At 59.0% G+C, this 10,773-nt stretch carries 8 protein-coding genes; 3 read left to right on the forward strand and 5 right to left on the reverse strand.

Annotated features, from left to right (window positions below; genetic code table 11):
- Nucleotides 1-120 precede the first annotated feature (120 nt).
- Nucleotides 121-678: a hypothetical protein gene (locus tag ACFPM8_RS10295; protein ID WP_378997417.1), complete on the forward strand. Its 558-nt coding sequence runs from the start codon at nt 121-123 to the stop codon at nt 676-678.
- Nucleotides 679-770: 92 nt separating this feature from the next.
- Here the strand turns inward: ACFPM8_RS10295 and ACFPM8_RS10300 are convergent, their stop codons facing one another.
- Nucleotides 771-2,915 carry a TonB-dependent receptor gene (locus ACFPM8_RS10300; protein ID WP_378997418.1) on the reverse strand — a complete coding sequence of 715 codons (2,145 nt, stop codon included), beginning with the start codon at nt 2,913-2,915 and terminating at the stop codon, nt 771-773.
- An 81-nt stretch (nt 2,916-2,996) separates the two neighbouring features.
- Nucleotides 2,997-3,338 (reverse strand): hypothetical protein, encoded by a 342-nt coding sequence (locus ACFPM8_RS10305; RefSeq protein ID WP_378997419.1) that lies wholly within the window; start codon nt 3,336-3,338, stop codon nt 2,997-2,999.
- Nucleotides 3,339-3,710: 372 nt separating this feature from the next.
- On the opposite strand from ACFPM8_RS10305, the gene ACFPM8_RS10310 reads away from it, so the two are divergent.
- Both ACFPM8_RS10310 and ACFPM8_RS10315 read left to right on the forward strand, forming a co-directional pair.
- A complete protein-coding gene (locus ACFPM8_RS10310; protein ID WP_378997420.1) occupies nt 3,711-4,925 on the forward strand; it encodes an efflux RND transporter periplasmic adaptor subunit in 1,215 nt (404 codons plus the stop codon).
- A 3-nt stretch (nt 4,926-4,928) separates the two neighbouring features.
- A complete protein-coding gene (locus ACFPM8_RS10315) occupies nt 4,929-8,057 on the forward strand; it encodes an efflux RND transporter permease subunit (RefSeq protein WP_378997421.1) in 3,129 nt (1,042 codons plus the stop codon).
- 20 nt (nt 8,058-8,077) lie between these two features.
- On the opposite strand, the gene ACFPM8_RS10320 is transcribed toward ACFPM8_RS10315, so the two are convergent.
- The 3 genes from ACFPM8_RS10320 to ACFPM8_RS10330 form a co-directional block, all read right to left on the reverse strand.
- Nucleotides 8,078-9,049, reverse strand: coding sequence for a lipase secretion chaperone (locus tag ACFPM8_RS10320; protein WP_378997422.1), 972 nt, complete (start codon nt 9,047-9,049; stop codon nt 8,078-8,080).
- A 5-nt stretch (nt 9,050-9,054) separates the two neighbouring features.
- The gene (locus ACFPM8_RS10325) at nt 9,055-10,029 is read right to left on the reverse strand and encodes an esterase/lipase family protein (RefSeq protein WP_378997423.1); all 975 of its coding nucleotides are present in this window, start codon (nt 10,027-10,029) and stop codon (nt 9,055-9,057) included.
- A gap of 418 nt (nt 10,030-10,447) precedes the next feature.
- Nucleotides 10,448-10,699 carry a SymE family type I addiction module toxin gene (locus tag ACFPM8_RS10330; protein WP_378997455.1) on the reverse strand — a complete coding sequence of 84 codons (252 nt, stop codon included), beginning with the start codon at nt 10,697-10,699 and terminating at the stop codon, nt 10,448-10,450.
- Nucleotides 10,700-10,773 lie beyond the last annotated feature (74 nt).

Here is a 10,773-nt window from a genome sequence, read left to right on the forward strand (position 1 = left end):
AGATACAACTTGTTGCAGGCATTACTGATTTGTATTGGTCGTTTGGATGGCATTGACTAGAGTGAAAGCGGGAGGCAAATAATTAATTGATTGAGTGGCGCAGGAAGTAGTAGGCGTTATATGAAAAAGCTGATGTTTTTATGGTGTGCAGCAGTCGCGCTGATATTGTCGGCGGGTACTGAGTTAGCTTGGGCGAACGATGGCGGGGGTTTTCATGGCAATTCCGGAGGCGGCTTCCACGGCAATTCCGGGGGCAACTTCCATGGCGGCCGCGGAAATTCCGTGGGCAGTTTTCATGGGAATTCAATGGGCAGCTTCCACGGCAATAGATCTGGCGGCTTTCGCGTGAATTCAGTAGGCACTTTTCATGGCAATGCGGGTGGCTTTCATGGCAATGCGGGCGCCATGCAGGCGCATCCTGGACAGAACCATTTCCATGGCAGGTTCCACGATTTTCATGGGCGTGGCAGAGTCTTTATCGTCGATCCATTCTTCTGGCCAGGCTATTACCATTACCCGACTTACATCTACGGGGAATTGCCGATGATGTATGTGGAACCGGGTTCCGGTTACACCTTTTACTGCACCGACCCGGCTGGTTATTACCCGGACGTCCAATATTGCCCGTCGGGATGGACGCGGGTTGTACCAGACAACTCGCCAGACTCCGACGAGTAATTGCCGATGCTCCCAACATCGCGCCTACTAACCAGGTGCGGTGTCGGGGGCATTGCGTCCAGCGGGGAGCCAGCTCCCCGCCTTTCAATCCATCAAAACGATTTGGTCATGGCGAGATAAAACCCACGGCGCTGCCCAAACTGCGGTGCGCCGACGCCAATCCCCGAGCCGTCCCGGATTTCATACACCTTGTCGAACAGATTGATCACGCTCAAACGCGTGGTCAATTTGCCGACCGGGGTTTCGTTGAAAACATGGCTGGCTCCCAGGTTCACTTCGGTATAAGCAGGCAAATGCTCGGTATTGGCAAAGCCGCGGCGCAAGCCGCTGCCGAAAATGGCATCGGCGCTCCATGTCGTGCCCTGCCACAGATAGGAGATCCCGGTCGATGCGCTCAGGCTCTGGTCGTGATCCAGATGCACCCAATGGTCGGAGATATAGTCGAGCTTGTCCTGGCTGAAGTTGTACTGGCTGGACACGATGTTTTTGCCGAGCGCGGTGGAACGGGCCAGGTTCAGGTAGGCGGATAAATTGTCCTTGCGGTAGTTCAAGGTCAGCTCAAGGCCATAGACCTTGCCCTGCGCGTAGTTAAACGGCGTGAACAACAGCGCCGAACCGAACTGCCCTTCGTCCAGCAGGTTTTTCACCTTCTTGTAATAGCCATCCAGTCCCAGCGTCAGATGCGGCGCCAGTTCGTGGTTAACCCCGAGGTCGAAATAATCGGCGCTCTCGGCTTGCACCGGATCGTTGCGGCTGCTGGGCGAGGCATTGGTGGTGCCGTCGAAGCTGGCGATGGTATTGGCGCCGACCAACTCGCTGGCCGGCGGCGTGAAGTATTTGGCGTAACCGGCGTGAAACGTGGTCTGCGGCGTCATCTGATATACCACGCCTATCCTCGGACTAAACTGGCTGGCGCTGACATAAGCATTGACCCAGTCGGCGCGCGCACCGTAGTTGACGGTCAGTTTGTCGCTCAGCTTCCATTCATCCTGTAAATACACGCCGGTCTGGTTGGTGGTCTTGCGGCTGCTGTCGGCGATCTCGAACGGCTGGGTGGCGAGCTGGTTGCCTCTGGCATCGGCAGTGAACGTCAGCGAATCGTTGCTGTTTTTCAGGTTTTCACGGGTGTAAGTTAGCCCGACGCGCACGGTGTGGTTGTGATTGAGCCGGTAGCTGCCGTCCGCCTGCAAGCCATTCGCCAGGCCGGTGCGCAGCACGCGCGAGGCGACTCCGGTGTAGAGCAGATCGCCGACCGGGTCGGGTTCGAACAAGACCTTGGTATAGCGGCTGAATGCAGCCAGCTGATAATCGAAATCGGTGCCGATGCTGCCCTGCAAAGCCAGGATGCCGTAGCGATTGGTCTCGCGCTGGCGTTCATTCAGATTGGCCGACGGGAAGTCGGTCACGCCATCCAGCTGGAAACCCGGGGTCTGGCCGGGTTGGTTCGGAATCTGGAAACGTCCGTCCGAATTACCCAGGATCAGACTGACTCTGGTGTCGGCGTCCAACAGATATGAAAAGTAACCGAATGCCTTGCTTTGCAACGCGCGGTCATGCAAGGCGGTGGAAGCGCCGGTCGGGTTTTCAATGCCCAGATTGTTGCTCTGGAAAGAGCCGTTGAAATAGTAACTGAACGCATCTTTGCTGCCGCTGACGTCGCCGCTGATCTCGCGCGTATTGTTGCTGCCGATCTGCACGCCGATATTGCCGCCGTTGGCCAGCTCGCCGGTCTTGGTATGGATATCGACTACGCCGGCGGTCCGATAGCCGTATTGCGCTGGCAAAGCCCCGGTCAGGACACTGACGTTATCGACAAAACGGGTATCCAGGGTTTGCCCGAAGCCGGAAATGCTTTCCGGCAGAATGATGCCGTTGAGGCGGTATTGCAGGTTGGCATGGTCGCCGCGCACATGCAGCTGGCCGAACGAATCCTGCGCCACCCCGGGCGCCCGCAACAACACCTGGTTAAACGAGGTGTCCTCTCCCAGCGGCATGGCGGCAATGTCCTTGCGCCCTATGCGATAGATGCTGCTGCCGGTTTCCACCGAAATGCCGTTCCTGGCGCGATCCAGGCGCTGTGCGGTGACCACCAGTTTCTGGCTATTGCTCAGTTCAACGGCAGCATCCGGCTTCGCTCCGGTGGTATCTATCGGCGCATCTTCCGCATAAGCGCCAGGGATGACAAAGCCATAGGCAAGCGCAATCATGGCGCTTAGCCGCAACAAACGTGTTTTCATTCTCAAACTCCGATAAGGCGAACAAACACAAAGACGGCTTCGAGCCTGTCTTTGGTCGACTAAATAATTAAAACGGGAGAGTCAAGCAGCAGAGAAAACACGCGGCGGGGGCTGGGAGTATGGGAGCAGGTAGTTGTTTTGCCCGGGGACAAATAAATAAGCCGGTTGCAGTGCCGAGCGATAGGCAAATACCAGCAGCGGCGCCAAAGCCGGCATCGACACTGAAGGTACTGCGGAAGGAAAACTGCTCGCCAGGTTGCAACTGATGCAATCGGAAGATGTTTCGGATAGCGCATGCTTATGGAAGGCGGTGCCGACCAGTTGCAGCACCAGGATGGCCATCGCCAGCCAGAGCGCTACCTGATAAAAGCGCAAGCGGCGCTTGCGCCGGTCGCTGAAATGGTCTTCGGCGATCAGTTGCATGGCGCGTCCGCTTCAGCCGCAAATTTGCCGCCATGAACGATCCCCCGCCCTGCACACGGCAGATGCGGCAACTGGATTGATCGTATTGGCTGGCTGCTCATTGTGCTTCGGGTTGATCCGGAAAAATAAAACGCGCGCTAATCAGCCCCGGAGTGTAATCGCGATCGACTATTAACGGCAAGCAAAATGCAACCGGGTTGCAACGCGCCCTGAAAATGCACAATGCGCGATCGTCGACGCCACATTTTGGTGCATTCCGTAGTGCATTCCCGCACATCAAAAACATTTCTAAACATCAATAAAAACGCGGCCAGTTCATACATAATATGGCACTGCATTTTTCCTTGATTTGTGACATCCCTCTGCCAAGCCATGACAAAAGAAATCGCACCAGTTCCCTCCCCCGCTTCCTCGCACCGTCGCCGCCGCTGGCGCAAGCCGCTTGCAGCCTTGTTATTAATCGTTGTTGCGGGCGGCGGCTGGATGGCGATGCGTTCGAAAAGCAGCGCGGCCAAGGAGACCGCCGCCGCCAAGCCAGCGGCGCCGAAAGCGGGCGTGTTCGAATTGGCCGCCAACGATGTCGCGCTGATCGACGCCAGAGAACTGCACCTCACCTTGCCGATCTCGGGCTCGCTGATGCCGCTGGTGCAAGCCACGGTCAAAGCCAAAGTCGCCGCCGAGGTGCGCGAAACCCTGATCCAGGAAGGGATGGCAGTCAGCCGCGGTCAGGTGCTGGCGCGGCTAGACACGGCTGATTTGCAGGCGCGCCGGGCGACGCAACAGGCGGCGCTGGACGAGGCCAAAGCCAAGCTGACTCTGGCCAACAAGAACCACGACATCAACCAGATGCTGCTGAAGCAAAAATACATTTCGCAAAACGCTTTCGATACCGCGCACAACAGCGTCGAACTGGCCGAAGCCGCGGTCAAATCGGCCTCGTCGCAACTGGACATCGCCCAGCGCGCAATGGACGACGCCGTCATCCATGCGCCGATCGCCGGCATTGTCAGCAAGCGCAATATTCAAACCGGGGACAAGGTATCGCTCGACTCGCCGCTGTTCTGCATCATGGACCTGAGCCAGCTGACCCTGGAAGCGCAGGTGCCGGCCAGCGAGATTCCGCATATCAGACCGGGGCAGGAAGTCAGCTTCCTGGTGGATGGTTTTCAAGGCCGCAATTTCTCCGGCAAAGTGAACCGCATCAATCCGACCACAGAAACCGGGTCGCGCACCATCAAGGTCTATATCGCAGTCGACAACGCCGACGGCGCGCTGAAAGGCGGCATGTTCGCCAAGGGCACCATCACGCTGCAAAAATCAGCGGTGACGCCATTGGTGCCGTTGACCGCGCTGCGCCGCGAAAACGGCGCCGATGTCGTCTACAAAATCGAAAACAACCAGGTCGTCGCGCAAGCGGTCAAGCTGGGCCTGCGCAACGAGGATGAAAACATGGCGGAAGTGACCGCCGGCCTGGCCAAAGGCGCGCACGTCATCGTGGTCAAACTGGACGGCGTCAAACCCGGCAGCGCAGTCAAAATGCCGACCGCACCGGTCCAGCAGCCAGCGGCTTCCAGCCAGAAGAGTTAAGCCATGTGGATCACCAAAACCAGTATCAATCATCCGGTCTTCGCCACCATGGTCATGGTGGCGCTGCTGGTGCTCGGCCTGTTTTCGTACCAGGAACTGGGCCTGGAAGAAATGCCGGAAGTAACCATCCCCGTGCTCATGGTCCAGATGCGTTATCCGGGCGCGTCGCCGGAAGCGGTGGAAAACGACATCACCAAGCCGATCGAAGATGCGGTGAACGCCGTCAGCGGCATCAAGTCCATCATTTCCAGCACCTATGAAGGACGCAGCGACACCTTCATCCAGCTCGAACTGTCGACCAACATCGATCGCGCCCTGCAGGAAGTGCGCGACAAAATCGCCCAGATCCGGCCCGGCATGCCGAAGGACGCCAAAGATCCTTTCATCATCCGCGGCGATACTCAGAACAGCCAGCCGGTCAGTTCGCTCAGCGTCACCGCCAGCGAACATAGCCTGCGCGACCTGTCGACCCTGACCGAGCAAGTCATCGTCAAACGCCTGCAAAGCGTGCCCGGGGTGGCCCAGGTGCGCATGGGCGGCAACGTCAGCCGTCAGATCCTGGTCAACCTGAAGCCGGAGCAAATGCTGGCGCAAAAGGTCGGCGTCGACGAAGTCCTGAACGCGATCCAGAGCACCAACCAGGACATGCCCGCCGGCCTCATCACCCGCGGCGCTTCCGATCAGCTGGTGCGACTGGAAGGCAAGATGAAGGACCCGCGCGAATTCGACAAGATCATCGTGGCGCGGCGCGCCAACAGCCCGGTATATCTGGAGCAGGTGGCCGAGGTGGTCGACGGCGAACGCGAGGAATCCTCGATCTCGCGCATCAACGGCGAACGCGCGATCAGCCTCGACATCGAAAAAATCCAGGACGCCAATATCGTCGAAGTCGGCGAAGGCATCAAGGCCGCGATTGCAAAACTGAAAGAGCGGCAGCTGCCGAAAGACGTCGACATAAAAATCATCAATTCCCGTTCCGACCGCGTGGAAAGCTCGCTGGACCGGGTCAAGGAAACGATACTGGAAGGCGCACTATTGACCGTCTTGATCGTGTTCCTGTTCCTGCACTCCTGGCGCAGCACGATCATTACCGGCCTGACCTTGCCGATCTCGGTGATCGCCAGCTTCATCGCCTTGCACGCCTGCGGCTTCACGCTCAACTTCATGACCCTGATGGCGCTGTCGCTCTGCATCGGCTTGCTGATCGACGATGCGATCGTGGTCCGGGAAAACATCGTGCGCCATCTCGGCATGGGCAAAAGCCATCGCGCCGCGGCGGCCGACGGCACCCAGGAAATCGGCCTGGCGGTGATGGCGACCACCTTCGCCATCGTCGCCGTGTTCGTGCCGGTGGCCTTCATGAAAGGCGTCATCGGCCGCTTCTTCTTACAGTTCGGCATCACCGTCACGGTGTCGGTCATGGTGTCGCTGTTCGTCAGCTTCACGCTCGATCCGATGCTGTCTTCGGTCTGGTCCGATCCGGCCGAAGGACGCTTCAAACGCCTGCCCTGGCTGGCGCGCTTCATGGAAAGCATCGAGCATGTGATCGACCGCCTGCATGCGATTTACGGCCGCATCCTGGCGCGCGCCATGACATGGCGCAAAACCACGCTCACCCTCGCCCTGTTGCTGTTTATCGGCAGTTTCTTCCTGGTGCCCTTGATCGGCACCGAATTCCAGCCTGACGTCGATCGCGGCTTCATCACGCTCAAGCTCAAAACCCCGGTCGGCTCCAGCCTGGCCTACACCGACAGCAAGATGCACCAGGTGGAAGACGCGCTCAAGGTGCTGCCCGAAATCGCCATCATCGGCACCACCGTCGGCACCGACGACGGCCGCAATACCGCCGAGATGAACCTGCAGTTGACCGACAAAAAAATCACCCATCGCAAATCCCAGAAGGAAATCGAAAAAGTCATACGCGATCGTTTGAAAACGATCCCCGGCATCGAACTGTCGGTCGGCTGGAATAAGCCGATCTATGTCGCGATTCTCGGTCCCGAAGTCGACAAATTAAGCCGGGTCGCGGACCAGGTCATGCAGAAAATCGGCGCCATCAAGGGCATCACCGATCTGGAGAACAGCTACACCGCAGCCAATCCGGCGATCACCATCAAGGTCAACAACGCCCTGGCCAGCGATCTCGGCCTGTCGGTGCAGCAAATCGGCGCGGCGCTGCGGCCGTTTGTTTCCGGCGACGCCAACGGTCATTGGCTGGCCGCCGACGGTCAGAACTATGAGATCAATGTCCAGCTGCCGAAATCGGGACGCCAGAAAATCGCCGACCTGGGCGATCTGTCGGTGGCCAGCAGCAATCTCGACAGCGACGGCAAACCGATCATGGTGCCGTTGCGCCAGGTAGTTGAATTCCTGCCGTCGACCAGCCCGCGCGTAATCAAACGCCAGGACTTGCAACGCCGGGTCGGGATTTACGCCAACGTCGAAGGACGCCCAGCCGGCGACGTCGGCAACGAAGTGCAGGAAATGGTGAAGAAGATCGAACTGCCCCCCGGTTATCGCTTCGATGTCGGCGGCGACACCAAGGAGATGCAAGAGTCGTTTGGCGCAGCATTGACCGCGCTGGGCATCGCCGTGATCTTTATTTACCTGATCCTGGCCTCGCAATTCGGCAGCTTCCTGCAACCGATCGCGATCATGGCGTCGCTGCCGTTTTCATTGATCGGAGTATTCACGGCCTTGCTGGTCACCGGCAGCACGCTGAATATTTTTTCCATCATCGGCTTCATCATGCTGATGGGATTGGTCACGAAAAACGCGATTCTACTGGTCGATTTCACCAATCGCGAGCAACGCAACGGCAGTACTCAATACGATGCCATCCTGGCCGCCGGCCAGGTCCGCTTGCGGCCGATCCTGATGACCACGCTGGCGATGATTTTCGGCATGTTGCCGATGGCGCTGGGCCTCGGCGACGGTGGTGAAATGCAGGCGCCGATGGGACGCGCGGTGATCGGCGGGATCATCACCTCAACCCTGCTGACCTTGGTGGTGGTGCCGGTCGCCTACACCTACCTGGATAATTGGGGCAAACGGGCGCTGCGTTTCTTCAAGGGTGCGCCGGAACATCACGAGGTTCCGGCCGCAGCCAACAGCGTCGCTACCGAGGCTTGATCCAGGCCCAGGGGTTGCGATCAGCGGGGCATCCCATCCAGCGCTTGCGCCCGCAAGCGCTCCGACTCTAGCGAAAAAGTCTGGACTCGCAGTGCGTCGATCTGACGCACGCGATCCACCTCCGCAGCGCCGACCTGCTGCCGGATGCGATCCGCTGCCTGCCGATATCCGGCATAACGCTGCTGCCAGGCTTGTTCTTCCTGCTCCAGCCGATCGAAGCGTTGCGCCGCCGCCTCCCCGAATTGCTGCGCCATCAATTCGCGCTGCGCCTGTTGCGTTGCGCCCTGCTCACGCAGCAAGCGCAAACCGTCCGAACCTTTTTGCAAGGGATTGTTTTCAGCCTTATGGGCCGGCATGCCGGCACCGCTGCGCAGCGCAGCCAGCATTTGCTGCGATTCAGCCTCCTCCTCGCCAAACCATATTTTCGCCACCTCGACGCCAAGAATCTGTTGCCGCAACCGCGACAGTTCTGTCAACCACGCAGCCAGGCGATCGGCATCCGCTGCCGCCATCACGCTGTCCGGACTCACCGCGGGCGGCGCCTGCCGCGCCAGCAATTCGTCATGCGCGGCCAGATAGGACAGGTAAGCCGCGACATGACGCTGCGCATCGGCATAGGCCGGGGCCGGCAAACTTCCCTTCAAATGCGTGTGCAGCCGGGTCACGTGCTCGCCCTGCGATCCGGGAAGACCGCCCAACAGGTAATAATCGATTACGTCATGCAGCGCGCGATTAACGACCAGATGCTGATCCGCGCCGACTTGCAGCCCATCCGGCGCTTCGGTGTCGGCCGATTCCGCTGCCGGCGCATCGGCCGCATCCGTCCGGCCTCCAGGTACACCACTATCCGCCACTGCCGCCTGTGACAGCGCAGCCTTGGCCGCAGGCGGCGCCGCTTCCGGTTGTGGCAACCAGAGCAACGCCGCCGCGAGCAAGCTCCCGACCGCAGCCGTCAGAGCCGTCCATTTCCACTGCTTGTCAGGAGTCGCCATGTCAATTACAGACCGGCCAATTTGAGACGGTTTGCATGGGTCCGGATCGTCACCACCGGATCAGCGCTGGACAAGCCGCGCAAGCCGAACAAGTGATTGATCTCGTCAACGTGGTTCCAGCCGTACTGCCCCAGATCCTGGCCAAAACGCGCGCTGCACACCGGCACCAAACCATCGTTGCCGCCGCCGCCGGCATTGCGAATGATCATCCCGCCCAGCGCCATCATCGGATCGGTGACATCCAGTACGTTGGTGGCAGGCTGGTTGCCGGCCCATGAATAGAGCTTTTGCCGATTGCCGTTGCGGACTTCGGTAGACGCACCTTGGCTATCGCAATTGGCTGGCAAGCCGGCGCTTGGGAAACGGCGGTTGAAATCCGCCGCCCCGCTGGTGGTCAAGCCGGCCAATGCCGCCAGCGGATCCTGCTTCTGCGAATCGCCGACGAACAGCCCCAGGATCGCCCCCGCAATCGACGCGCCGCCGGCCAGGAAGTCTTTCAATACCGCCGGCGTCGTTGCCACATAATCCGCTACCGGCGTGCCCTTATGCGGGGTGCTGATGGTGGTGACCGAAGCGACCCATTCCGGCCTGACAGCGGCGGCATAGCGCGAAGTCGTGCCGCCCTGGCTATGCGCGATCAAATTCACCTTGCTGGCCCCGGTGGCCGCCAAGACGTCGGCGATCTGCTTCACCAGTGCTTCGCCGCGCTGCTCATCGCTGTTAAACGCGGCCACATTGGCCACGTACACGGTGGCGCCCTGAGCACGCAAATCCTCGGGGATTTTCCACCAATAATCGATAATGCCAAAGTATTTGGAAGTCCCGGACAAGCCGTGCACCAGCACGATCGGATACTTGGTTTGAGAGTAGGCATCGGCGGGATGCGGCCGCCCCCAGTGAAAGAAAGAGGCATGCACCGGCCCCGCGGTAAGACCAAAAGAAAGAACAGAAGCAACTGCAATTTCACGTAGAAATTTCATGTCAACATCCTCCAATAAATGCACGGTCGTGCTCTTTTGTCGGACTTAATACTACACATAAAAATTCCATGCGGCAACAAATCGCAGTCGTTGGAAATGCGCGAATAGGCGCTTGAATGTCGGCTCGCGCGTCGCCGGTTTTGGCTTGCCTTGACGGTGCTCGATGCGCGTATTTTCCCTATGACAGAGCGTGAAAAAACTATCGAGTGAGCCGGATTTTTTTGCCCTCGACACATGGCCCAAAACGTCGCTCGTTTGCGCTATTTTCGAGTGCCTGTTAACGGTATCAGGTGCATCGCTTGCCGAATCGAATGGAATCGTAGGGCGGAAAAGCGCAGCGCCTTCCGCCGTTGGATGTACCACCTGCGTTCGATGCATCCAAAACGGCGGATAACGCTGCGCTCATCCGCCCTACTTTTTACTCTCTGGTGATGAACAAGCACCCTCTTCTCACCTGCACCCGAATGCGGGTCTGGGGCGTGAAGCCGGCTTCTAACAGCCACTTGCCACGCAGCCGAATCCAAGGGGTTTTGAGTTTGCCCTCCGGGCAGACGCCGACGGTTAAAAGCCGGTCTGGAAGGTGGTTGCTGGTTGATGCGGGTATAGGTGGAGAACTGTCTGGCGTAACTGGTGTGGATTCAGGATATGGCGTGGATAGCGGTGATCTCATTTCAGGCTCCGTTTGGGTTTGGTTGCGGTGGAGCCGCTTCCCGCCGCGAAACGGGAGATCGAGTCGCCCAAAGG

The organism is Paraherbaspirillum soli, from assembly GCF_042654985.1.
In the GTDB taxonomy this organism is placed as follows: domain Bacteria; phylum Pseudomonadota; class Gammaproteobacteria; order Burkholderiales; family Burkholderiaceae_D; genus Paraherbaspirillum; species Paraherbaspirillum soli.